This is a genomic window from Thalassovita aquimarina, from assembly GCF_018219815.1.
Taxonomy (GTDB): domain Bacteria; phylum Pseudomonadota; class Alphaproteobacteria; order Rhodobacterales; family Rhodobacteraceae; genus Thalassobius; species Thalassobius aquimarinus.
The window spans coordinates 251,316-275,706 of record NZ_JADMKU010000003.1; the positions used below are offsets into that span (position 1 = coordinate 251,316).

Genomic DNA, 24,391 nt, shown 5'->3' on the forward strand with positions numbered 1-24,391 from the left:
AGGCAATTCCGCTTTTGCACAGATGGCATTTCCTCGGCAACGCTATAGGCGCGACAAATTCTTGACACGTTCCTATGATCGAACCGGCGGCATAATGACAGGCATTTGAGCACGATGAGCAGCACTAAAACAAACGGCCCGGCGGTGGCATTGATCGGCTGCGGCTTTGTCGCCGACCTTTACATGCGGTCGCTGCAAAGCGTGCCGCAGGTGCGGGTCGTTGGGGCCTTCGATATCGACGCGGACCGGGCAGGGGCGTTTTGTACCCATTGGGGGGTGCCGCAATGTTCCACGCTGGATGACCTGTTCGCGGCGCTGCCGCGCGACGGCGTGGTGCTGAACCTGACCAATCCGGGCGCGCATTTCGAGGTGAACCGGGTCTGCCTTCAGGCCGGGTTCCACACCTATTCGGAAAAACCTCTGGCGTTGGATATGGATCAGGCCCGGGCGCTACACGCCTTGGCGGCGGAAAAGGGGCTGATGCTGGGCTCTGCCCCCTGCAGCGTGCTGGGCGAGGCGGCGCAGACGCTGGCTCACGCCGTTCGTAACGAAACCGCAGGGGTCCCACGGGTGATCTATGCCGAACTGGATGACGGGTTCATTTCGCAGGCTCCGGTCGAACACTGGAAAACCGAAAGCGGCGTGCCCTGGCCCTATGAGGATGAATTCCGCGTTGGCTGCACACTGGAACATGCCGGATATTACCTCAGCTGGCTGATCGCCATGTTCGGCACCGTACGCCGGGTTGTGGCGGCCTCGGCCGAGGTGATCCCGGACAAGAAGGGTGTCACCGGCACCGCGCCGGATTTTTCCGTCGCCACGCTGTTTTTCGCGGCTGGTCCGGTGGCGCGGCTGACCTGTTCCATCGTGGCGCCGCATGACCACCGTATCCGGGTGATCGGCGACAAGGGCGTGTTGCAGGTGAAACAGGCCTGGGCCAACGGCGCGCCGGTGAAGTTCCACAAACGCTTCCGCCTGCGCCGGCGGCTGATCGACAGCCCGTGGGGGCGGCGGGTGACGCTGCCGGGGCCGACCCATCCGATGGTGGGCCGGTGGGGCGCGGCGTCGATGAACTTCGCGCTTGGCCCGCTGGAAATGCTGCAGGCGATCGCTGAAGAGCGGCCCTGCCGACTGTCCGCCGATTTCGCGCTGCACCTGAACGAGGTGACGCTGGCGATCCAGAACGCGGGCGATCACGCCGGGGTACAGGATATGACCACAAGATGCGATCCGATGGAGCCGATGTCATGGGCGGTCTGAACCTGTTGATCACCGGGGCGTCCGGATTTCTGGGGAAGCATACGGTATCGTATGCTGTGGCGGCGGGGCATCGGGTGACGGCGGTCATACGTGACCGGACCGCGCTGTTGCAGGACTGGCCGGAACAGGTGCAGGTGATCGCAAGCGACCTGAACGATCTGAAGGTGCTGCCGCCGGATATCGACGTGGTGGTCCATCTGGCCGCATCACTGGAAGGCGACGATGCCGCGCAGCAAAGCGATACGGTCGATGCGACCAAGGCGTTTCTGTCCGCCTGCCTGTCGCTTCCGAAACCGCCCGCCATTGTGCTGGCCAGTTCGATGTCGGTCTATTCCAGCGCGCTGGTCAACGAAGGTGATCTGATCGACGAAAACACCCCGCTGGAGGACCGGGCGGATCAGCGCGACGCTTATTGCCGGGGCAAGATTGCGCAGGAAGTGCTCTGTAGCACTGTGGCTGCCGATGCCGGTTTGCCGCTGCAGATCATGCGCATCGGGGCGCTCTACGGTCCGGGCCGGGTGTGGAACGCGCATATCGGGGTCGGTCTGGGGCCGTTGCTGATCCAGGTCGGCAAGGACGGGGAAATCCCGCTGTCCCATGTCCGCCACGCGGCGCAGGCGCTAGTTTTGGCCGCCGAAGAGGCGGCGCAGGAGCGGTCCGGCGTGGTGAACGTGGTCGATGACGACCTGCCCGACCGCAAACGTTTCGTCAAAGCCCTGAAATGGCGCGGCTGGCCGAAAATCACCATACCGTTGCGTATGGTGGAATTCGCCGCGCGGCGGCTGGGCCGCTGGACAGCGCGGCCCGGGTTGCTTCGCATGCCCGTTTTGCGGGCGCGGCTGATGCCGCTGCGCTATGACAACCGGCGCCTGCACGATATCGGTTGGCGGTCCGAGGGGCGTTTCGAGGACTTGATGCGGCAAGCGCGGGAGCCCGTCGATGACTGATCCCGTCCGCATCGCCTATCTGACCGGCGAATATCCCCGTGCCACCGATACGTTCATCCAGCGCGAAGTGGCCGAGCTGCGCAAGCAGGGGTTCGAGGTCGAAACAACTTCAATCCGCCGCACTGGATTGGAACACCTTGTCGGGCCGGAACAGCGCGAAGAGGCCGCGCGCACCTTCTACGTGCTGCGCGCCGCGGCGAATCCGATGATCAGCCTGCGCGCCCATCTGCGCGCGCTGCGAAATCCGGGCGCCTATTTCCGGGCGCTGCGGCTGGCGTGGCAAACGTCGCCCGGCGGGTTTCGCGCGACGCTCTACCAGCTGTTCTATTTCGCCGAAGCGGTGGTTCTGGCGGCGTATCTGCAGGACAGGGGCGTGCTACACCTACATAACCATATCGCCAAGGCCAGCTGCACCGTGGCGATGCTGTGCCATGAAATCAGCGGCATTCCCTACAGTTTCACCCTGCACGGGCCGGATATCTTTTTCGAGACCATACGCTGGCGTCTGGATGAGAAAATCGCGCGGGCCGCTTTCACCGCCTGTATCAGCGATTTCTGCCGCTCGCAGGGGATGGCATTCGCCCATCGCGACCACTGGGAACGGATGCATATCGTGCATTGCGGCGTGGAACCGGGGCGTTATGCCGGCGCCGGCGAGCGGGCGGGAAATCGCCTGCTGTTCGTCGGGCGGCTGGCAGCGGTGAAGGGGTTGCCGGTGCTGTTCGAGGCGCTGAAAGCGGTGATCGCGCAGCGCCCCGATGTCCATCTGACGCTGATCGGCGACGGGCCGAATCGGGCTGTGTTAGAAACCGAAGCGCGCTTTATGGGCCTGTCGGATCACGTCACATTCGCAGGGTACAAATCGCAATCCGAGGTGGCCGGGGTGCTGCAGACGGTCGATGCGCTGGTGCTGCCGAGCTTCGCCGAGGGCGTTCCGGTGGTGCTGATGGAGGCGATGGCAGCGGGCCTGCCGGTGGTGGCGACGCAGATCGCGGGAATCCCGGAACTGGTGGAGCAGGGCGAAAGCGGCATCCTGGTGCCGCCGGGCAATGAAAAGGCGCTGGAGGCGGCGATTTTGCGGGTGCTGGCCGATCCGGCGAAAGCCTCTGACATGGGCGCGCGGGGGCGGGTCAAGGTCGCGCGGGAATTCAATATCGAATCTGAGGCGGGCTGGCTGGGCCAATTGATCCGCGGCTATCTGGATGGCGCGCCGCCCAAGGTAAAACGGCCGGAGGGCGGGGCATGACGGGCACTGTCGCGGCGGTCGCGATCGGCCGCAACGAAGGCGAACGGCTGATCCGCTCCCTGACCACGCTGACCGATCAGCTGGACCGCGTCGTCTATGTCGACAGCGGGTCATCGGACGGATCGGTGCAGGCCGCCCGCGATCTAGGGATCGAGGTGGTGGAATTGGACAGCGCGCAACCCTTCACCGCCGCGCGGGCGCGCAATGCGGGGTTCGCGGCGCTGAAGAAAAGCGGCCTGCCGGATTTCGTGCAATTCGTCGATGGCGATTGCGGCGTCGAACCGGGCTGGATCGCGGCGGCCCTGGCCGAGTTCGGCAAGCAAGAGGGCCTGGGCATCGTCACCGGCTGGCGGTTGGAAATCCACCCTGATGCCAGCATCTACAATGCGCTGGCCGATTTCGAATGGCACCGCCCGGCGGGCGAAATTCTGGCCTGCGGCGGCGACATGATGGTGCGCAGCGACGTGTTCGATGCGGTGGGCGGATTCAACCCGACCGTGATCGCGGCCGAGGATGATGAGTTCTGCACAAGGGTGCGCAAGGCGGGGCACCGGATTATCCGCCTGCCCCTGCCGATGACGCGGCACGACGCGGCGATGACCCGGTTTTCGCAATGGTGGCAACGCGCGGTGCGCAGCGGCCATGGGTTCGCCCAGGTCGGCGACCTGCATCCCGATTATTTCGTCCAGGAACGGCGCCGGGTGATGCTTTACGGGTTCTTCTTGCCCGCGATGGTTCTGACCGCGCTGTTGGTCGGGTTTTACCTCGTGCTGATCACGGCTCTTGCCCTTTATGGCCTGTCCTACCTGCGTACTGCGCAGGGATTGCAGCGCGAAGGATTGGAAAGGTCGATGGCGCTGCGCCAGTCGGTTTTCCTGAGCCTGTCCAAGTTTCCAAACCTGATCGGCATGGCCCGCTATCACCTGCGAAAATGGCGCGGCAGCGCCATGCGTATCATCGAGTATAAGTAGGGAAAGATTTTCGTGACCCATTCCCCGATCCGAGTAGGCATCATCGGTGCCGGTTACATCGCCAACTGGCACGCTGACGCGCTGCGCGCGGTGAAGGATGCCGAACTGTCCTGCATCTGCGACGTCTCGAAGGGGGCGGCGAAAGGTTTGGCCGATGCCTATGGCGTACCGGCCTTCGGATCGGTCGAGGAGATGGTCGCGGCAAAGACCTGTGATGCGGTGCACATCCTGACGCCGCCGGATTTTCACAAGGATATCGCGTTGCAATGCCTCGGGGCGGGCCTGCACTGCCTGGTGGAAAAGCCGGTCGCCCTGTCGGCGGCGGACACGGCGGAAATGCTCGCGGCGGCGGAAAGGAACGGCGTGCGATTTGCCGCCGGGCATAACTTCCTCGGGTTGCCGGCCTATCGCCGCCTGAAAGCGGCGCAGGAGGCGGGCAGGCTTGGCCGGGTGTCGTCGGTGGAAATCAACTGGTGTTTTCCGCTCGCGCCGCTGCGATCAGGGCCATATGGGATCTGGCTGCTGCGCGAGGCGAAGAACCTGCTCTTGGAACTGGGGCCGCACCCGTTTTCATTTGCCGTCGATCTGTTCGGGCCGCTGGAGATTCGCCATCTGGAACTGGGGCAGCCGATCACCCTGCCGGGCGGCGCGGTGCGGCATCAGTCGTGGCGGGTGATTGCCCGTGCGGGCGACGTGGATGTGACAATCAACCTGTCGCTGGTGGAAACCCATGATGACCGGTCGGTCACCCTGCGAGGATCCTCGGGGGTGGCGCGGATGGATTACGCTGCCGACACGCTAATCATTTCGCAGGACAATGCCGCCGACCTGGTGCTGAACCCGTTCCTGAAGCAGATGAACCTCGCCGGGCAGCATCTGCGCGAAGGCGTGGTGAATGCCGCGCGGCAGCTGGTGTCGCTGAACCAGAAATCGCCCTATGGGCTGAGCTTCCGCGGCACGGTCGGGGCGGTTTACGGCGCGTTGCGCAGCGGCGCGGCGGAAGATCCCCGCTATGCAGGTAAATCGGTGGTGCAGGTGATGCAGGCCATCGACGACACGCTGGCCCTGATGCCCGCCCCGGTCGAGGCGGTGCCCGCCAAGGGCAAGCCCAACCCGACCGTCATGGTGATCGGCGGCACCGGGTTCATCGGCCGCAACCTGACCCGGGCATTGGTGGCGCGCGGATACGATGTGCGGGTGCTGAGCCGGGGCAGCTACGGTCCTTTTGCCGATATCGCCGAACACGTGGAAACGGTGTCGGTGCCGCTGAAGGATGACGAAGGGCTGCGCCGGGCGATGGACGGAATCGATGCGGTGTTCAACCTTGCCAAGTCGATGGACAAGACGTGGGATGCGGCGCTGGAAAACGACGTGGGCGTCGCCGTCAGGGTGGCCGAAGCGGCGCTGGACGCAGGGGTGAAGCGGTTGATCTATACCGGCACGATCGCGTCCTACGACATGTCGGATCCGGACGTCACGATCACCGAGGACACCGATTTCGGCGACATGACCGAGCGCAATCTTTATGCCCGGTCCAAGGCCGAATGCGAAACGCGGCTGATGCGGATGCATGCCGAAAAGGGCCTGCCTCTGGTCATCGCGCGGCCCGGCATCGTGATCGGCGAAGGCGGGCCGTTGCAGCACTGGGGCATCGGACGCTGGCACGGGGCGGGCGCGGTGCGAATCTGGGGCGATGGCAAACTTATCCTGCCCTTCGTCCTGGCCGATGACGTGTCGGATGGCTTGATCGCGATGATGGAACAGGACGCGGCGGTGGGCGAAAGCTTCAACCTGATCGGCGATCCGATCTGGTCGGCGCGCGGCTATTTCGACGCGATCCAGCGGAAAATGGGCGCGCGGATCAAGGTGCGGCCGGGCAACCTGACCGCGTTCTGGATCGCGGATGCGGTGAAATACGCTCTGAAAACCAAGGTGCTGCGCCGCAAGGGCGTGGTGCGCCCGTCGCTGAGCGACTGGAAATCGCGGGCGCATTTTTCCCCCTTCGACAACAGCCACCCCAAGACGGTTCTGGGATGGCAGCCCGAAACCGATCCGGATCGTTTCGCCACCCGCGGCATCGTTGAGGCGAACCTGTTTGGCCTTTAGCCCCGGGGGAGGCTTAATTTTGCCAATTTCTTGGGTTTTCCTGCCTCCAAGCATAAGTGTGATTCATCGAATCGCCGAAAAGTCCGTCCCGGGTAGTCGGGGAAAGGCCAGATGGTAGAGCAGTCGAAACAATTCCGCCGCAAGTCGCGGGCGCAGAAGGATAGATCGCCGGGATTCCCGCGCCCCCCGCGCGTGCCCGAGGCCGAGGTCGAAGCCCAGGAGCGCGCGCTGCGTGAAGCCTTCGCATGGGGCGAACCGGGCGGGGAACCCGATCAGTATGCCGAAGGGCACGAAGACCGGGGAGAAGATATCGCGGTGCTGGACCTTACGCCGGAATTCTGGGCGGACCTGCCGACCATTCCCGTTGATCCGGCCGTGCTCGACCGCAACCTGATCGTCTCCGCCCGGCGCAAGGATCCCTCGCACGCGGCTTTCGATGTGTTGCGGGCGCGGTTGATGCAGGTTCTGACGGAAAATGGTTGGAAACGCGTGGCGATCACGTCGCCAACGCGGGATTGCGGCAAAACCTTCCTGTCTCTGAACCTCGCCATCGCGCTGTCGCGCTATGAAAACTGCCGCACCGTGTTGATGGATCTGGACATGCGCAACCCGAGCGTGGCCAAGACGCTGGGCCAAAAACATGTCGGCAGCATCGGCGATTATCTGCGCGGGCTTGATCCGCTGCGGGAACATTTCTTCAAGTTCGGGGCCAACACCCTGAACATCGGGGCCAACCTGGCCATCGCGATGAACGACCGGGTGGAGCAGTATTCTTCGGAATTGCTGCAGGAACCGACCACCGCCGATTCCCTTGTGGCGATGGAAGAAGCCCTGAAGCCCGATGTCATCCTTCTCGACCTGCCGCCGGCCCTGGCGCATGACGACGTGATCGCGTTCCGTGATAATTTCGATGGTGTGCTGGTGGTGATCGACGGCACGCGCACCCACGGGGCGCAGGTGCGCGAAGTGATGCGGCGACTGGGCGAGGATTGCCCGCTTCTGGGCGTTGTGCTCAACAAGGCCGAAAACGCCACCGGTGAAGAATACGGATACTGATCGCGATCAGGCAGCGCGCAGCCCGAGCTTTCCGCGCCAGCCGGTCTGTGGCTTTTGCAGCACCGGGATGATGACCACGGGGCGCAAGCCCAGTTCCCGTTCGACCTGTTCGCTGGTCCGCAAGACGGGGCTGAACCATTCGAAGATGAAGCCCAGCCCAAGCCCCACCAGCAGCGATGCGATGGCGCCGGCCAGAACCATCTTTTTCTTGCCCGAGGATACCGGGTATTCCGGCACCAGCGCGGTTTCCAGGACTTCGAAGCGTTCGAACTGGTTCTGGCTTTCCAGTTGTTGTGCCATCGCGGCTTCGGTGCGTCGCGTGGTGATGGTTGAGTACTGGCCCTGCAATTGTTCCAGCTCCCGTTCCATCATGCGGTAAAGCCGTTCGACCTCGGGCGCAGCGGCAAGGGCCTTTTCGATATCGGCAATGCGGGTTTCGACCAGCGACAGCTGTTGGCTCAGCAATTCGGACTGACGCTGCCGTTCCTCGGCCCGCAGCCGGCTGCTGTTGGTTTCCAGTTCGACGAAACGGTTTTCGAATTCCAGCTGCGTTTCTTGCAACCGTGACAGCTGATCTTGCTGCGCTTCGGTATTGCCGGGCAGCGACGCCGCATTGCGTTCCTTGAAACGGGCGAATTCCAGCGACAGGGCTTCGATTTCGGCGCCGATCCGCGCCTCTTCCGTTTCGAAAAACGCCAGCGTCTGCGACGCGCGGATTTCACTGCGTTTCTTTCCCTCGGCCAGGACCTGCGCCAGCAGTTCATTGGCTATATCGGCCGCCTTTCGGGCGTCGCCCAGCCGAACGGTGATCGACAGGCCCGAAGGCTGCACATCCGGGCGCCACGCCTGCGCCGGGTCGATCAGTTCGGTGATCTGCACCGAATCCCGGAACAGCCCGACCCGGATCGAATCCGAAGGCGCGGCGTCGCCGCCGAACAGGTCGAATTTTTCGATCACCGCCAGGATGCTGTCGCGCGACATCAGTTTCTGTTCGATCAGTTTCAAACGGTTTCCGCTGGTCGTGGTGACGGTGGCGCCGCTGGCCAGATTGGTCGTGACCTTGGGCGCCTCGATCTGGATGACCGCGGTGGCCTCGAAAACGGCGGGGCGTTTGATCGCGAACAGAAGCGCCATGATGGTTCCGCAAATGAACACCGTTGCAATCAGCAGCGCGCGCCGTTTCAGCGCGCGTCGCAGACTGGAGAGAGAAAGAAGACTGTTCATTGCGAAAACCGTTCAGAAGCGAGAGAGAATTTGGCGCCTAATAGAGCCAGAAATTTGCCTTGATTGCGCCACAAATTACCATTTTCGCCTTATTTTTTCCAATTTTTACGCCACATTTTGCGGAAACAAACTATTTCGAAAACGGGATTTTGCGCCACATTTTCGCCATATTTTCATGAAGTTGCGATGATTTCGGCGTGTTTGTCCTACGGAAATGCACCCAACGGCGCCAATTGCGCCGATATGCATGGGATTGTGCGCGTTGTGGAACCAAGCGGCTGGAGGGGACTTCACCTAGGGGCGAGGGGAAAGGCAGGGTTATACAGCAAAATGTGGCGGATCGCCCGAAAATGCGAATCGCGAAAAGGTCGGAATTCAGGCTGAAATGTGGCGGCGCTGCGATCAGGCGTTCGGGAGGATCGCCCCGGCGACGAAATGCCCGTCTGCTTCGAAAAAAACGCCTTGGATTGTAACGCCATTTCGGAACGGCGGAACGTCGCGACGGAACTCGGCGCGGAAGCGGTGGCCTTTCAGTTCAACCGCCAATGTCTGGAAATCGAAAATGGTTTTGCTGACGGGATACTGCGCCTTGTAGGCCGCTTCCTTGATGCAGAAGATCAGCTTGCCGTGATGGCCGCGCTTTTCCTGCGGCAGGTGACCGACCGCCCGTAGTTCTTCCGGGGTCAGGACGATGTCCCAGATATCCGGCGACAGCGGGGTGGTCGCTTCGGCATCCAGCCCGATCGCCCGCCAATGCGGTGCATCCGACACCACCGCGAGGCAAAGCTCATCGGTATGCGAAATCGACCCGGAAATACCCCCGGGCCAGACCGGGCTGCGATCTGCCGCCACCGGTATCGCGGGTTGCTGCAATCCCAGTTCCGCAAAGGCCGCGCGGGCCGCTGCCCGTCCGGCGGCGAATTCGCGGACGCGTTTCGGCACTGCCTTGGCCACCGCCGCCCGTTCCCCGGGCCGCAGCCGGTGATCGGGCGATGCCGGATCGGTCAAGCCGATGCCGATGCGGCCGCCGAAAACCTGCACCAACCCGGTTCGGATGGCGTCGCGCGTCATCGCGTATGGCGCGCCATCCGGCGGGCGCGCATTTCCTTGCGCCGCGACATCGCATCGGCGCGCGCGGACGTGTCGGGCGCTGGCCCGGCCTGTTCCGGCCTGGGCCGTCCGAGCGTTTCCGACACCCGTTCGGACAGGGATGACAACACCGGGAAGCGGAAGATATCAGTGATGCCGAGTTTTGCCGCGCCCAGCTTTTCGCGGATTTCCCGGTGCGCCTGCACCGCCAGCAGGGAATGTCCGCCCAGTTCGAAGAAATTGTCCTTCGACCCGATATTCTGGACCCCCAGAATGCGCGACCAGATTGCCGCGATATCCCGTTCGACCGAATTGGTCGGGGCGACGAAGCCGGTGCTTTGCACATTGGCCTGACGTTCCTCGGGGGCCGGTAGCGCGTTGCGATCCACCTTCTTGTTCGGGGTCAGCGGGAAGGCATCCAGCGTCACGAACTGCGCCGGCACCATGAAGTCGGGCAGGGCATCCGACAACCGCTTGCGCAGCGCGGGTTCATTCACAGGACCGTTCGCGGTCATGTAGCCGACCAGCCGGGGCGCGCCCGGTGTGTCTTCGCGTGCGATCACCACGGCGTGGGTGACATGCGGATGATCCGTCATCACCGCTTCGATTTCGCCCAGTTCGATCCGGTAGCCGCGCAGCTTGACCTGATGGTCGGCCCGGCCAAGGAAATCCAGCTTGCCATCGGCGCGCCAGCGCACCAGATCGCCGGTGCGATACATCCGTGCCCCGCCGGGGGCGGTGGTTTCGGGTTTCACGAAAGGGTCGGCGACGAACCGTTCGGCGGTCAGTTCGGGCCGCTGCCAGTAGCCGCGCGTCACCCCGTCGCCGCCGATGTAAAGCTCGCCCGGAACGCCCACCGGCACCGGCCGCAGGTCATCGTCCAGCACATAGACCTGCGTGTTGGCGATGGGGCGGCCGATATTGACCACGCTGTCGCCCGGTGCGGCGGTTTCGGTGGTCGACCAGATCGTGGTTTCGGTCGGCCCGTACATGTTTTCGATGCCCGCGCGGGTGATTTCGGAAAATTCGCCGACCAGAGCGCCGGGCAGGGCTTCGCCGCCGATCATCAGGTGTTCGATCCGGTTCAGCGCGGTGCGCGCTTCGTCGTTCATCGAAATCATCCGCGCCATCGACGGGGTGCATTGCATGTGCGTCACACCGTGGCGCACGATCTGGGCGGCGATGGAAAAATCGTCTTCGTCCAGCTCAACCTCGGTATTGGCGCCTTTCAGCACCTCGGCCAGCAGGTGAAGGCCGTTCAGGACCGTCTGTTTCTCGATCCCGTAGTCGATCAGGCAGGCGATTTCGTCGACGCCGATCCGTTTCAACTGTTCAACCCGGTTCAGGCAATCCTCGACCGTGCCGAACAGCCCCGAATCCTCGAAATAGCGCAGGAAGGCGAATTCGAGGATCGCGTCCAGTTCTTCGGCATCCAGCGTGCCGAGGTCCAGTTCGAAAGGATTGTTCACCCCTTCGGGCCGTTTAAAGGCGGGGAAGGCCCAGGCGAATTGCTTGATCAGCCCGGCGGCGGAATTGAGGTAATCCTTCATCGGCCCGCGCGCGATTTCGCGGGCCTGTTCGCGATCCTCGGCCACATAGGTGTGCAGCATCAGCGTGACGGTGAAATCTTTCGGATCATGCCCCGCCTCGCGCAGCGCCGCGTGGTAGAGTTTGATCTTGTCTCCCACCTCCGCGATGCTCTGGCCCAGAAGGTGGGTCAGCACGTTGGCACCGATCCGGCCCGCTTCCTTCCAGGTTTCGGGATTGCCAGCGGTGGTCACCCAGATGTTGAGTGTCTTCGACACCGGGCGCGGCTGGGTGACCAGGCCGTGCATTTCGCCGTTAGCCATCGGGAATTCGACCTCTTCCCCGGCCCAGAGCTTGCGCAGGGTCTCTATGGTTTCCAGCATCGCGGGCTTGTTGTTGGGCGGGCTGTTTTCCGGGCGCAGCACGAAATCGTGCGGCTGCCAGCCCGAGGCGATTCCGATCCCGGTGCGCCCGTTGGTCAGGTTGTCGATCACTGCCCATTCCTCGGCGATCCGGGCGGGGTGGTGCAACGGCGCGACGCAGCTGCCCGCGCGCACGGCCAGGTTCTTGGTCAGTGCGGCAACGGCGGCGCCGGTGACCGACGGGTTCGGGTAGGGGCCGCCGAAGGCGTGGAAATGGCGTTCCGGGGTCCAGACCGCGCAGAACCCGTTCGCATCGGCGATTTTCGCGCCTTCGAACAGCAATTCGTACTTGTCGCGTCCGACGCCATCGTCGTTGCCCCAGTAGAAGAGGCTGAAATCCATCCCCTTGCCGGTCATCGGCATCCGGCCCTTCGACACCAGCGCGCGGTTATCGTCGCTCGAAAGCACCAGCTTGAAGCCCCGCGCCAGCGTGTAGAACAGTTCCAGCACCGAGATGTCGAAGCTCAGGCTGGTCACAGCCAACCAGACGCCGCCCTGCGCATGATCGATCCGGTCGTCCATTCCGGTGAAGAAATTCGACACGTTGCGGTGTTCGACCATCACCCCCTTGGGCCGCCCGGTAGATCCCGAGGTATAGATCATGTAGGCCATGTCATGGCCCTTCGCGCGGCTGTCGATATTGTCGGTGGGCGCCGACAGAATGCGCGGATCGGTATCCAGTGCCAGCACCTGCGCGGTGTGATCGGGCAGGCCGACGGCCATCGCCTGTTGCGTTACGATCACCGGGCAGGCGCTGTCTTCGATGTAAAGCGCGATGCGGTCGGTCGGGTAGACCGGGTCAAGCGGCACATAGGCGCCGCCTGCCTTGAGGATGCCAAGCGCCCCGATCAGAAGGGACGGGCTGCGATAGGTGTAAAGTCCCACCAGTGTGCCCGGCTTCACACCCATCTGCGTCAGAATATGCGCCACCTGGTTGGCGCGCGCGTTCAATTCGGCGTAGGTCAGGCTTTCGCCATCCACCACCAGGGCTTCTGCCTCAGGCGTTCTGGCGACCTGCCGTTCGAACATCTGGTGGATGCACAGGTCGGGATCGTAATCCGTCTTGGTCGCGTTCCAGTCGTAAAGGATCAGCTCACGTTCGGCATCGGGCAGGATGTCGAGGGTTTTGATCTGTGCCTGCAGGTCGGCACTCGCGGCTTTCTCGATCCGGGCCGCCATCAGTCGCAGGAACTCGGGCGAGACCTTGGCCGCATCGCCCAGCAGCTTCACCGCGCCCCCGGCGGTGCAAAGCGTGATCGCCGTGCCAGGGATTAGCGCGGCCTGATCGCTCAGCCCCAGTTGCGGGGTGTCGATCCGCGCCTGCCCCGGCAGGCGGGCGGGCATGTCGGCGGGCGCGGGCCCGTACCGGCGCGCGGCGGCGAGAGAGTTATGGAACCCGGCAAGGGCGGTTTCGACGCTGGCGGAGGCATCCAGCCGGACCGGAGCCCACGGCATCAGGTATCCCTCGGGCGCCGCAGTCGCGGTGCCCCACGCCAGATCGACCGTGCTGGTCGCCGCCAGCCGCCCGGCGACCAGCGCCAGCGAATTCACCGCGCTGTCCGCGTCCAGCGACAAGGGCTGTTCCAGCACCCCTTCGGATGCCGTGGCGACCAACGGCAGTTGCGCCGGGGTGAAGGTTTCGAACAGGGCGCGATAGGTCGGTTCGCCCTTGATTGCCTTCTGCATCGCCGCGTCCAGCGTGTCGCTTAGCGCCGCGTCGGGGCTGGGCAGCAGGTCGCTCTTGGAAACGAGCTTGGGCAGGTTCACCCCAGACCCGTCCGGCGCGCTGAATCCGCGAAGTTCCACCGCGCCGTCACCGCAGGCCACGGTGAGGTGGTCGCCGGTAATCTCGATCACTTCGCCGGGTTGACCCGTCGCTTCCGACGGGGCGGATTTTCCGACCAGAACCAGCTTCCCGCCGACGTCGATCTTGGCGCAGAACAGCGGGTTCCAGTAATCGCCGTGATCCAGCGCCCGGACCAGCGCGTCGACCTCAGCCGCGGGTTTGGTGAAATCCAGCCGTCCGGCCGCTGTGGGGCGATGCAACAGGCCGAAATAGCTGCGTTGCGACAGGTCCTGTTGCTGCCGTGCCGGTGCGCCGCTGGCCAGCGCATCGGCCAGTTCCGAGAAACTGCCGATCGCCGCCTCGTAGCAGCGGGTGTTCAGCGTCAGCGCAGTATCGGTCGGTGCGATTGCAAAACGGCGCTGGATCAGGATATCGCCCTCGTCGATGCCGCCTTCGATCATGTGCCAGGTGATGCCGTGGCGCGGTTCCTGCGCGGCCACGGCCCAGACCGGCGCGTTCAGCCCGGCATAGGCGGGCAGCGGTCCGTCGTGGAAATTCACCGCGCCCTTGGCGGGCATCGTCAGCACGTCGCCCGGGATGATGTCGAGATTGGCGATGCTCAGCAGCCAATCGAATTGCAGCCCACCCAGCCGAGCGCCCAGATCGTTGCCCGGCGCTTCGACCCGCAGCCCCGCGCCCGTCGCCCATTTCGCGATGTCCGCGTTGCGGGTGACCACGGCGGCAATCCCGTGCTCCTTGCCGCGCAGGATTTCCCCGCACTGGATCACTAGGGATTCGTTGCCGATCAGGACGCTGGAAAACTGCGACATGGGATTACTCCGATACGAACAGGGACCCGTCCGGCCGAGGCAAGTCTTCGGTCAGGCGGGGAACGGCCGCGCGGCGGCGGGGTTTGAACATCGCGGCCAGGTCATGGCGCAGCAAGGTTCGCAGGAAATGGGGCGGGTCGGCCGGTTTGCGGCCCTGCAGGTATTGCCGCATCCGGTGCAGAACGCCGCCTGCCAGATGCGACAGGGTCGCCAGCGCGGCGTAAAACGCGCCGTGGTTCTTGGCATAATAATACGCCCTGGAATCGAACCAGTAATTGGGTACCCGGCGCCATTCCTTCATGCCGGTGCTGACCGATCCGATATGGGTCACGTCGCTTTCGCGCACGAAAACGGTCTGGTACCCGGCACGATGCGCGCGCAGGCACAGGTCGGTTTCCTCAAAATACAGGAAAAAGGTTTCGTCGAAGAGCCCGATTTCATCGAGCACAGACCGCCGCATCATCAGGCTGGCCCCGGCCAGCCAGTCGACCGGGCAGGTATGATCGGGGATGTCCACCGGCATGCGTTTGCGGGACAGCGCCCTGCTGACGATGCCGAGGCGGATCGCGCCTTCGAATTCACTGGCGATCGAGGGAAAGCGGAAGGTGGTCAGGTGCGGATCACCTTCGGGGCCGTGGATGTAGCTGCCCGCGAACCCGGCCTCGGGATGGATTTGCAGGTAATCGAGAAGACGCCGGATCGCATCCGCTGCGGGAAAGGCATCGGAATTCAGAACATAGATGTAATCGGGCTGGCTGCCGTCGCTCAGCCCGGTCTGGATGCCGAAATTGTTGCCCGCCCCGAAACCGCCATTGCGGTCCGACAGCAGCACCCGGACCCGGTTGCCATCGGTCCATCCTTTCGCCTGCGCATGCTTGGAAAGCCGCTCAAAGGACCCGTCGCCGGAATCGTTGTCCACGACCACGATTTCGCCGTCGATCCCCTCCATCGCGCGCAGCGCCGTGTCGACCGATTCCACGGTCATGTCGGGCGTGCGGTAGTTCAGGATCACGGTCAGAAGGCGCGGGCTGTTCATCGGTTCACTCCGCGGCCTTGTCGTGGACAAGGGCTTGGTCCGGTCGGCGTTCCGCCGCTTCGATCCCGGCCCGGATACGGGCGGCCAGCACCCGCACATTGGGTTCCAGAACCATCGAATCGTGGTCGCCCGGCACCTCGAAGACCTGCAGATCCGGAACCCATTGGGTCCAGTCGTTGTCGGGCAGCACATAGGCGCGTTCGGAATTCACCAAACGGTCCGGCGCCACCTGCCATTTGCCCCGCAGCGGCGGGCGGTAGAGATGCAGCGGCCCGTTCCAGGGCTTCAGCTGGTAGCCGGCGACGGCCTGCAGGAAGGCGGCCTCGATCTCGGCATTGTGGAACTGCGCCGGGCCGTCGCCGGTTTCCGCGCCCTTGCGCCGCCTGGCGAATTCCCAGCGGATGCGGTTGGCCGCCCATTGCAGCGGATAGGCGGGGCCGCGTTGCTTCAGTTCCAACCACTGGATCATCGCCCGGTCGCGTCTGGTCAGCGGCCGACGCACCGGCAGGGGCGTGTCGAGCATCACCAGAATTGCCACCTCTTCGCCTGCCGCTTTCAGCTGCTGCGCGATTTCATACGCGGTGATGCCGCCGCCGGAAAACCCGCCCAGCAGGTAAGGCCCGTGCGGTTGCAGCTGGCGCATTTCGGCGATGTAGTCGCGCGCGGCGTCTTCGATGGAACTGTGCGGATCGGCGTCGCCGTAAAGCCCGCGCGCCTGCAACCCATAGAACGGCCGGTCGGTGCCCAGAAGATGTGCCAGGTGGCGCAGGTTCAACACGTTGCCGAACATTCCTGCGACAAGGAAGAAGGGCGTTTTCGGTCCGCCTTCGCCCTGATGCATCGGCACCACATGGGTGAAACGGCGTTCGGGGGCGGCGGGTTTCGCGGCATCCCCGGCCGCCGTTCCCTGATTAGGGATCATCGCGGCGATCTTGCGCACGGTGGGGGCTTCGAACAGGACCGAGATCGGGAAATCGGTGCCGAAAGCATTCTTGATCCGGGCAAACAGCCGCACCGCGATCAGCGAATGACCACCCAGATCGAAGAAACTGTCGTCGATGCCGACCTGATCGACGCCCAAGAGTTCCTCGAAGAACAGGGCCAAGCGCTTTTCCACCTCGGTTTCCGGCGCCGCGTAATCCTGATCCAGCTCCGGGCGCTGGAATTTCTGCTCCGCGCTTTCGGATTGGGTTTCCCCGGCCTGATCGATTAGGCCGTGCAGGTCGAGCGAGGAGACCACGATCTGCGACTGCCCGCTGGCCAGGGCGCGGAAAAACGCCTCTGCCCCCTCGGCGCGGCGGATGCCCTGCGACAGGTTGTGCAGCAGCCGCTCCTCGGCGGGCGACAGAGGGCGGTGTTCGGGGGTGGTTGCCTGCGCTTCGGTCCGGGCGAAGGCTGCATTAGCGTCCAGCTTGCGGATGGAAAACCCTTCGATGTCCAGCAGAACGGTACCATCCGGTGCGGCGATGGTAATGTCGAAGGTCGCCATCGGCCCGGCATCGGTGTTTTCCCCGGCGTTGCGGACCCAGCTGATCACCTCGCCCTGCAGCGGCGCGAAGACGCTCAGACGGTGATAGGATACCGGCACCCAAAGCTGCGCCGCCGCGTATCCGTCGATCAGTTCCATCGCCCAGCCGGTCGCGATGTCGAGAAGCCCGGGATGCAGCGTATAGGTATTGAGATCACCGCGGAACTGCAGCGGCAGCGCCAGCCGGGCGATGCCTTCGTTCACGCCATACGATGCCGTATTGAGAACCCGCCAGCGCGGTCCGAAAATCAGGTGCTTTTCTTGCGGCGTTGTCAACGACCCGCCCTCGGGGGCTGTTCGCGGGGCGCTGCAACGCGCAGCGATGGCGCTCAGGTCCAACTTGTCCGGGGCTTGCAACGGCAGCAGCGCAACCGAACCCTGTGCATTCAATTCGAACCGGTCAATCCCGGCCTCGGCGCTTTGGATTTCCACTTCGTAGCCCTGATCGCTGCGCGGCAGGCGCAGGCGCATCTGGCGCTCGCCCTGCGCGGGCACTTGCATCGGCGACAGGAAGAACAGGTCGTGGACTTCGTAAGGCCCCGTTTCGCCCTGTGCCCTCAGCGCCTCGTCGATCAGTTCCAGATAGCCGGTACCGGGCAGCAGGATATCGCCCTGCCGGGTACGGTGTTCGTTCAGCACCCAACGGTCGCGGGGGGCCAGCGTGCTGGTGAAAGTCCGGGTGCCATCGGCATCGAAGCATTTCTGGTCCAGCAGCGCCTGCCCCGCCGGTTCCGGGTCCGCCCTGTTCGCTGCGCCGGTCCGCGTTGCCATCGCATCGGCGGCCATGCCCGTATCGGCCCATATGCCCCAGTCGATCGCCATCACGCGCGTCTTGCCCCCCGCCCGCGATTTGGCGAAGGCGTTGAGGTATTCGTTGGCGGCGACGTAATCGACCTGACCGGCGGGCGCCGTCGCGGTCGAGCTGGACGAAAACAGCACCATGAAATCCAGCGCCCCATCGGGGAACAGCCCGTCCAGAACCTGGGTGCCGTGGATTTTCGGGGTGAATACGTCCTCGATATCGGACAGCGATTTGCCCAGGATCGGCGCGTCGGCGATGACGCCGGCGGCATGGATGACGCCGTTGATGCCGCCGAATTTTTCGGTCGCGATCTGCACGGCGCCGCGCATGTTTTCGACATTGCTGACATCGGCGGGCAGGACCAGAACCTGACCCCCGGCCTGTTCCAGGCTTTCAACCGCCCGGATGCGGCGCACCACCGCGTCGTTCGGCGCGGTCTTCATCAGGATGGCGTCCCAGTCGGCCCGGTCGGGCAGGGGCGTGCGGGCCAGCAGCACGATATTGGCCCCGGCGCGGGTGATCAGCGCCTTGGCCAGTGTCGTGCCGATGCCGCCGAAACCGCCGGTGATCATGTAGGTGCCGCCCTGCCGGATCGGCAGGTCTTCGGTCGCCTCGAACGGGGCTTCGGCGAAATCCTGTTCGAACCGCTTGTCGCCCCGGATCGCGGCGATGGTGTTGGCGGGCGTTGCCAGCGCCTCTTCCAGCAGTTGATCGGCGATCCGCGCATCTTGGGGTTTCCTGCCCTCGCGCGGCACATCCAGCACCGAACAGGTGATTCCGGGGAATTCGCGCGGGATCACCCGGGCGGGCCCCATCACCGTGGCCTTGTCGGGATAGCGCAAGACCTCGTCCCGCACCTGCGCCGCGTCCGAGGTTACTACGGTGATATGCAGCGGCACGGGCGCGTTCTGTTCGCTGATCGCCTGCGCGAGGAACAGCAGCGAATAGAAGCCGTGTTCCTGATTGCGGTGGAAGAAGCTGGAACCGGGGCGGAATTTTTCGTCCTCGGTCAGCAGCCACAGATGCAGGATGCGGCTGGGTAATTCGCCCCGCGCCGACAGGTCCTGCAGCAACTGGTCGTATCCCGTTCGCCCCTGCTCGGGCGGCAGGACATAGCCGGTTTCGGTGCGCGCAAAGGCATCGCCGGGCCGGACCGACGTCACCTTATGCCCCGCCAAACGCAGGCGTTTGGAAATTTCCGCACCTGCGCCGGTATCGTCTTCGAAGATCAGCCAGGTTTCCTTCGCGGCCCCGGACAGATCGCCCGCCACATCCACCGCGCAATCGGCATAACGCGGTTTCCAGACCGGGCGATAGGCCCATTCGTCCATGTCGTCCTGCCGCATCAGCCATGTGTCGGCTTGGGGGGCGCCTGCCTCGGCCGGTTCGATGAAATATTCCTGCTGCTGGAAGGCGTAGGAAGGCAGGACCACGCGGTTGCGTTTCGCCTCGCCCCAGATCTGGTGCCAGTCGAAATCGACGCCCACGGCCCAGGCCCGCCCCAGCATCGCGGCGAAATACGTATCGTCGGCGATATTGTCCTGCGGGTGGTGCAGGGTGCCGATCACCTGGTTCGAGGACACGTCCGGGTGCTGCCCGGTGAGCGAAGACAGCGCCTTGCCCGGTCCGACCTCAATGAACACCTTGTCGCCGGTGGCGGCCAGCGTACCGATGCAGTCGGCGAACATCACCGTGTTGCGCAGGTGGCCGACCCAGTAATCGGGGTCCGTGGCCTGATCGGCGGTGATGAATTGACCGGTGCGGTTCGACGTGAAAGGGATCTGCGGCGGGTTGAGCTGGATCGACTTCAGATAGGCGCGGAATGGGTCGAGGATCGGGGCGAGCATCCGGCTATGCGCGGCGATGTCGATCGGGATGCGCTGGCAGTCCACGTCGCGCGCTTTCAGCTCGGCTTCCAGCCGGTCCAGCGCCGCCTGCGGGCCGGAGGCGACGGAGAGGCCGGGCGCATTCACCCCCGCCAGGTCCAGATCATCGCCCAGCAGCGGCTTCAACTCCTCGGCGGGCAGCGATACGCTCAGCATCCCGCCGGCGGGCACCGTGTCGAACAACTGCCCGCGCAGATGCACCAGCCCGATGCAATCCTCGAAGCTCATCACGCCGGCCAGACAGGCGGCGGTGTTTTCGCCCATCGAATGGCCGACCAGCGCCGAGGGCTTCACCCCCCAGCTGATCCACAGCTGCGCCAGCGCATATTCCACGATCATGATCAGCGGCAGCTGGATCGAGGGCGTTTTCAGCTTTTCATCCGCCGCCTGTTCCTGCCCCGGTTCGGGTAGCCACAGCGCGCGAATGTCGTAATCGATCTTGGCCTGCAGAACCTCCAGCCCCCGGTCCATCCATTCGGCGAACACCGGTTCGGTTTCATAGAGGTCATGCGCCATGCCCGCATATTGCGCGCCGCCGCCGGGGAACATGAAGACGACCTCGGGGCGGTCGCCCACCACCTGATGGGTGAAAACCCGGCGGGGATCATTCGCCTCCAGCAGGTCGGCGGCTTCCTCATGAGTTTCCGCCACCACCACGCGGCGGCGTTCGAAAGCCCGGCGGCCTTTCTTCAGGGTCCAGGCGACATCGGCCAGCGGCTGTTCGGGATGGGCGCGCAGATGCGCGGCGAGGTTGGCGGCGTTGGCCTCCAGCGCCGATTTGGTGCGGCCCGAAACGGTCAGGATCTGGAATGGACAGTCGCTTTCTTCCGAGGCCGCCCGTTCGGGGGCTTCTTCCAGCACCACATGCGCGTTGGTGCCGCCGACACCCAGCGAATTGACCCCGGCGCGGCGCGGTCCCTTGTGCGATACCCAGTCGGTCAGGCGGTCGTTCACGATGAACGGCGAATGGTCGAAATCAATCGCCGGGTTGGGTTTTTCGAACCCGAGGCTTGGCGGCATCTGCTTGTTGTGCAGCGCAAGGCTGGCCTTGATCAGGCTGGCCACGCCTGCCGCCGTGTCCAGATGGCCGATATTGGTCTTCACCGACCCGATGCGGCAGAACCGGGTCTCGTCGGTGGTCTCATTGAATGCCTGGGTCAGCGCGGCGACCTCGATCGGGTCGCCCAGATAGGTGCCGGTGCCGTGGCATTCGACGTAATCGATGGTGTCGGCGCTGACATCCGATAGCGCTTGGGCCTCCGCAATCGCCGCCGCCTGTCCGTCGACCGAGGGCGCAAGGTATCCGGCCTTCGCCGCGCCGTCGTTGTTGACCGCCGAACCTTTGATGACGGCCCAGATGTGATCGCCATCGGCAATCGCGTCTTCCAGCCGCCGCAGCACCACGACACCCGCGCCGGACCCGAAAACGGTGCCCTGCGCGCGGTGGTCGAAGGCGTGGCAATGGCCGTCGGGCGACAGAATCTCGCCCTCCTTGTAGAGATAGCCGCGCCCCTGGGGCAGTTCGATCGTCACGCCGCCCGCTAAGGCCATGTCGCATTCGCCGTTCAGCAGCGACTGGCAGGCATAATGGGTCGCCACCAGCGATGTGGAACAGGCGGTTTGCACGTTGACCGACGGGCCCTTGAGGTCCAGCACGTGGCTGAGGCGCGTGACCATGAAATCCTTGTCATTGCCGGTATGACGCAGAAGGAACATGCCGGTGCTGTCGACCAGATCGCGGTTGGAACAGATGTTGAAATAGAAATAGCTGCCCATGCCGCAGCCGCCGAAAACGCCGATCGGACCGTCGAAGTTTTCCGGCGGATGTCCCGCATTTTCCAGTGCTTCCCACGATACTTCGAGGAAGTGCCGGTGCTGCGGGTCGAGGATCGCCGCCTCTTTCGGGGAAAAGCCGAAAAACTCGGCGTCGAATTCCTTGAACCCGTCCAGCGGCGCGGCGGCGGGGACGTAATCGTCACGCTGGATCAGGTGCGGGGCTTCGCCGGCGGCGAGCAATTCTTCCCTCGACAGATGCCTGATGGATTCGATGCCGTCGCGCAGGTTGGTCCAGTATTCCTGCACCGATTGCGCACCCGGAAGATGCGCCGCCATGCCAACGATGGCGATGTCCGCCGCGTGGGGCGGCGCAGGGTCCCTTGTTTCCGACATTAAAACAAACCGTTTCCTTTAAACACTTATAGTAACGATACGGGCAGATTTGGGTAGTTTTGAGGCTTTGTACCGGCTTTTTGGCCTTAATCGCCGTTTCCGGCCCCGAATCCGTCAACAATTCATGGCAGCAGTTTTTGCACCTCGCCCCAATGGAGCCACAGGATCGAGGTTGCCGCCACCAAGGCGGTCAGCGCGAAGATCGTGTCGTGCAGCGGATCCCACGCACCCTGGTGGCGCGACAGCCAGACCACCACCGGGTAGGCGCAGACATAGGCCGCGCCCAGCCCCAGCAGCGCCCCCAGCATACCGGCCAGTTCCAGCCCGATCAGCAGTCCACCGAAGATCAGGATCCCGCGCGCCGCCGCCAGCACGAAAAACCGTTTCGAATCCCCCGCCGCCAGCGCCGCCTGATCGTAGGTCAGAACGATGATCTGCGGCATCTGCATGCAGGCCAGAACCACCACCACCGCGCCGGCGCGCTGATATCGCGGATCATAGAGCAGATCGACCAGCCACACCCCCAGCAGCGCCACGGCGATCACCATCGCTAGCAGGAGGGCGGTGGCATAGATTCGCATCTTGCGCAGCCGCAGGAAGTTTTCCAGCGATTCACGGGGCGGGTTTTCGCGATAGATCGGGATCAGCACCTTGCGGGTGACCATGCCGCCCAGAAGCAGCGGGAAGGAGGCCAGGAAGAAGCCGATATTGTAGACGCCGAATTCGTCCAGCGACAGGTATTTGCCGATCACCAGCTTGTCGCTCTGGCCAATGAAGAAACCGCAGATGGTGCTGAGGAAAATCCATTTGCCGAAATGGATCAATTCGTCCGCCGCCCGCTTTTCCCACCGCAGCCGGTTCGGGTTGCCCGGCAGGAAATGGGCCAGGAACACCACCTGCGCGACGGCGCTGGCGATGCCGCTGATCACCAGCGCCCATACCGATCCGGTGATCCAGGCGGCGGTGACGGCGACGATCAGCCCGACCACCTGCACGCCGATGTCGATCAGGGTGACCCGCCCGGCGCGCAGATGACGGTTCGCGGTTTCCAGCTTGGTCGGGTTGAAGCCGTTGATCAGCAGGGTCAGCCCCGCCACCGGCAGCAGGTAAAGCAGCTGCGGTTCTTCGTAGAACAGCGACATCGGATAGGTCAAGGCGCAGGTGGCGATCCAAAGCCCGGTGCCGCGGATGATCTGGATCGTCCAGGCGGTGTTGAGGAAATCTTCGTCGTCGCCGCGTTCGCTTTGCATGATCGACGGGCTGACGCCCACATCGGAAAACATCGCCAGCCCCATCATCACCACCGACACCAAGGCCATCAGGCCGAAGGCTTCGGGGAACAGGATACGGGTCAGGATCAGGTTCGAAAGCAGCCGCAGGAATTGATAGGTCACGAACCCCATCGAGGTGATCGTCGAACTGCGCAGCGCACGTTCGGTCAGGCTACTGCCGAGGCTGAAGCGGCGAATGGCGTTGATCATGCGGGGGAAACCTTTGAACAGGGCGCTGTCATCTTCCGCGGCTCCAACCGGAATTGTTCGGGCCGATTTTCACCACCAGCGCAACGAGCGCGTAAACGGCAAAGCCCAGCGGATGGCGCAGGATCGTCGCGATCAGCCGACCCGTTCCATAGCGTCGCTTGTCGTCGTTGCGCAGCAGGTCGGGGTATTTCGTGGCGATCTCGGCGACGCCTATATTCTGCCGGCGCCGTACTTTGACGAGGTTCCCGAACCCTTCCACCAGCGGCCAGTCATAGGGGGCGGGCACCAGCACCCGTTCTTCGGGCGCGAAGGACAGGCGGGCGAAGGTATCGTCGGAAATGATGTCGGGAAACGCGTCCCAGCGGGCACGTCCCGCCGCGTTCATCGCGAACAGCCCGCAGCCCGGCACGCCGTCGGTCATGAAGGGGACGGTCAGGTAGAAGGCGCGATAGGCGCGGCTTGCCCCGCTTTCCGGCATCGGGATGCGGACTTGCCCGCTGGCATAGCGCGGCGCGTCGGTGTCCAGCGCTTCGGCGATCTGGCGCATCAGGTCCGGGCTGACCGTGACATCGGCATCGAGATAGGCGCGGCTGGACCCGGTGGCGACCAGATCGCCCGCGTTGAGCGCGCCGAGCTTGCAGCCCTCGGCCATTTCGATCACCTCGAAACCCCATCCCTTGGCCCGTACTTGTTGCGAGAACGCCCGCGCTCTGTCCGCGGTGTCGTCGCTACAGCCATTGGCGACGACGACGATTTCCATCCCGCCTTCGGCCATGTCAGACGCCAGCAGGCTGGTCAGGCAGGCGCCGATCAGCGGGCCTTCGTTGTTGGCGGGGATGATTATTGAAATCATCAGCTTATCCGAATGACCTTCCCAATGGGCCGCCTCTGCCCGGATGGGCGGCGGAAGTTGAATCAATATTGCAACAGCGCCCAGCCGATTGCCAGCGCCGCCGATGTTCAGCAACAGTTTGTGGTTTAACTTTGTCCCTGCCGTGGATTTCTCTGTGTTAAAGCCGTTTTAC

General features: G+C 63.9%; 13 protein-coding genes. 6 read left to right on the forward strand and 7 right to left on the reverse strand.

Annotated elements, in window-relative coordinates:
* Window positions 1–114 precede the first annotated feature (114 nt).
* From IT775_RS05395 to IT775_RS05420, 6 genes are all read left to right on the forward strand, one after another.
* Window positions 115–1,260, forward strand: coding sequence for a Gfo/Idh/MocA family protein (locus IT775_RS05395; RefSeq protein WP_212700063.1), 1,146 nt, complete (start codon window positions 115–117; stop codon window positions 1,258–1,260).
* Window positions 1,224–2,207: an NAD-dependent epimerase/dehydratase family protein gene (locus IT775_RS05400; RefSeq protein WP_212700064.1), complete on the forward strand. Its 984-nt coding sequence runs from the start codon at window positions 1,224–1,226 to the stop codon at window positions 2,205–2,207. Before IT775_RS05395 ends, IT775_RS05400 begins: the two co-directional genes overlap by 37 nt.
* Complete coding sequence (locus IT775_RS05405) at window positions 2,200–3,453, forward strand: glycosyltransferase (protein ID WP_212700065.1); 1,254 nt, start codon at window positions 2,200–2,202, stop codon at window positions 3,451–3,453. Before IT775_RS05400 ends, IT775_RS05405 begins: the two co-directional genes overlap by 8 nt.
* Complete coding sequence (locus IT775_RS05410; protein ID WP_212700066.1) at window positions 3,450–4,424, forward strand: glycosyltransferase family 2 protein; 975 nt, start codon at window positions 3,450–3,452, stop codon at window positions 4,422–4,424. The genes IT775_RS05405 and IT775_RS05410 overlap by 4 nt, the downstream gene beginning before the upstream one ends.
* A 12-nt stretch (window positions 4,425–4,436) precedes the next feature.
* Window positions 4,437–6,530, forward strand: a complete 2,094-nt coding sequence (locus tag IT775_RS05415) for an NAD-dependent epimerase/dehydratase family protein (RefSeq protein ID WP_212700067.1) — start codon at window positions 4,437–4,439, stop codon at window positions 6,528–6,530.
* Between the two features lie 111 nt (window positions 6,531–6,641).
* Complete coding sequence (locus IT775_RS05420) at window positions 6,642–7,586, forward strand: CpsD/CapB family tyrosine-protein kinase (RefSeq protein ID WP_212700068.1); 945 nt, start codon at window positions 6,642–6,644, stop codon at window positions 7,584–7,586.
* 6 nt (window positions 7,587–7,592) lie between these two features.
* Here IT775_RS05420 and IT775_RS05425 read toward each other — a convergent pair whose 3' ends face one another.
* From IT775_RS05425 to IT775_RS05455, 7 genes are all read right to left on the reverse strand, one after another.
* Window positions 7,593–8,810 (reverse strand): GumC family protein, encoded by a 1,218-nt coding sequence (locus IT775_RS05425; RefSeq protein WP_212700069.1) that lies wholly within the window; start codon window positions 8,808–8,810, stop codon window positions 7,593–7,595.
* Window positions 8,811–9,212: 402 nt separating this feature from the next.
* Window positions 9,213–9,881, reverse strand: coding sequence for a 4'-phosphopantetheinyl transferase family protein (locus IT775_RS05430; RefSeq protein ID WP_212700070.1), 669 nt, complete (start codon window positions 9,879–9,881; stop codon window positions 9,213–9,215).
* Window positions 9,878–14,464 carry a MupA/Atu3671 family FMN-dependent luciferase-like monooxygenase gene (locus IT775_RS05435; RefSeq protein WP_212700071.1) on the reverse strand — a complete coding sequence of 1,529 codons (4,587 nt, stop codon included), beginning with the start codon at window positions 14,462–14,464 and terminating at the stop codon, window positions 9,878–9,880. The genes IT775_RS05430 and IT775_RS05435 overlap by 4 nt, the downstream gene beginning before the upstream one ends.
* A 4-nt stretch (window positions 14,465–14,468) precedes the next feature.
* Complete coding sequence (locus IT775_RS05440; protein ID WP_212700072.1) at window positions 14,469–15,500, reverse strand: glycosyltransferase family 2 protein; 1,032 nt, start codon at window positions 15,498–15,500, stop codon at window positions 14,469–14,471.
* A gap of 4 nt (window positions 15,501–15,504) precedes the next feature.
* On the reverse strand, window positions 15,505–21,885 hold the full coding sequence (locus IT775_RS05445) for a type I polyketide synthase (protein ID WP_212700073.1): 6,381 nt from the start codon (window positions 21,883–21,885) through the stop codon (window positions 15,505–15,507).
* A gap of 122 nt (window positions 21,886–22,007) precedes the next feature.
* Complete coding sequence (locus IT775_RS05450) at window positions 22,008–23,366, reverse strand: oligosaccharide flippase family protein (protein ID WP_212700074.1); 1,359 nt, start codon at window positions 23,364–23,366, stop codon at window positions 22,008–22,010.
* A gap of 28 nt (window positions 23,367–23,394) precedes the next feature.
* Window positions 23,395–24,219, reverse strand: coding sequence for a glycosyltransferase family 2 protein (locus tag IT775_RS05455; RefSeq protein WP_212700075.1), 825 nt, complete (start codon window positions 24,217–24,219; stop codon window positions 23,395–23,397).
* Window positions 24,220–24,391: the final 172 nt, after the last annotated feature.

What these genes read in the sequence shown, in the direction of transcription:
- IT775_RS05445 (WP_212700073.1), bottom strand. Translation starts at nt 21,885, where the DNA reads ATGTCGGAAACAAGGGACCCTGCGCCGCCCCACGCGGCGGACATCGCC.
- IT775_RS05435 (WP_212700071.1), bottom strand. Translation starts at nt 14,464, where the DNA reads ATGTCGCAGTTTTCCAGCGTCCTGATCGGCAACGAATCCCTAGTGATC.
- IT775_RS05440 (WP_212700072.1), bottom strand. Translation starts at nt 15,500, where the DNA reads ATGAACAGCCCGCGCCTTCTGACCGTGATCCTGAACTACCGCACGCCC.
- IT775_RS05455 (WP_212700075.1), bottom strand. Translation starts at nt 24,219, where the DNA reads ATGATTTCAATAATCATCCCCGCCAACAACGAAGGCCCGCTGATCGGC.
- IT775_RS05425 (WP_212700069.1), bottom strand. Translation starts at nt 8,810, where the DNA reads ATGAACAGTCTTCTTTCTCTCTCCAGTCTGCGACGCGCGCTGAAACGG.
- IT775_RS05410 (WP_212700066.1), top strand. Translation starts at nt 3,450, where the DNA reads ATGACGGGCACTGTCGCGGCGGTCGCGATCGGCCGCAACGAAGGCGAA.
- IT775_RS05430 (WP_212700070.1), bottom strand. Translation starts at nt 9,881, where the DNA reads ATGACGCGCGACGCCATCCGAACCGGGTTGGTGCAGGTTTTCGGCGGC.
- IT775_RS05400 (WP_212700064.1), top strand. Translation starts at nt 1,224, where the DNA reads ATGCGATCCGATGGAGCCGATGTCATGGGCGGTCTGAACCTGTTGATC.
- IT775_RS05420 (WP_212700068.1), top strand. Translation starts at nt 6,642, where the DNA reads ATGGTAGAGCAGTCGAAACAATTCCGCCGCAAGTCGCGGGCGCAGAAG.
- IT775_RS05450 (WP_212700074.1), bottom strand. Translation starts at nt 23,366, where the DNA reads ATGATCAACGCCATTCGCCGCTTCAGCCTCGGCAGTAGCCTGACCGAA.
- IT775_RS05395 (WP_212700063.1), top strand. Translation starts at nt 115, where the DNA reads ATGAGCAGCACTAAAACAAACGGCCCGGCGGTGGCATTGATCGGCTGC.
- IT775_RS05405 (WP_212700065.1), top strand. Translation starts at nt 2,200, where the DNA reads ATGACTGATCCCGTCCGCATCGCCTATCTGACCGGCGAATATCCCCGT.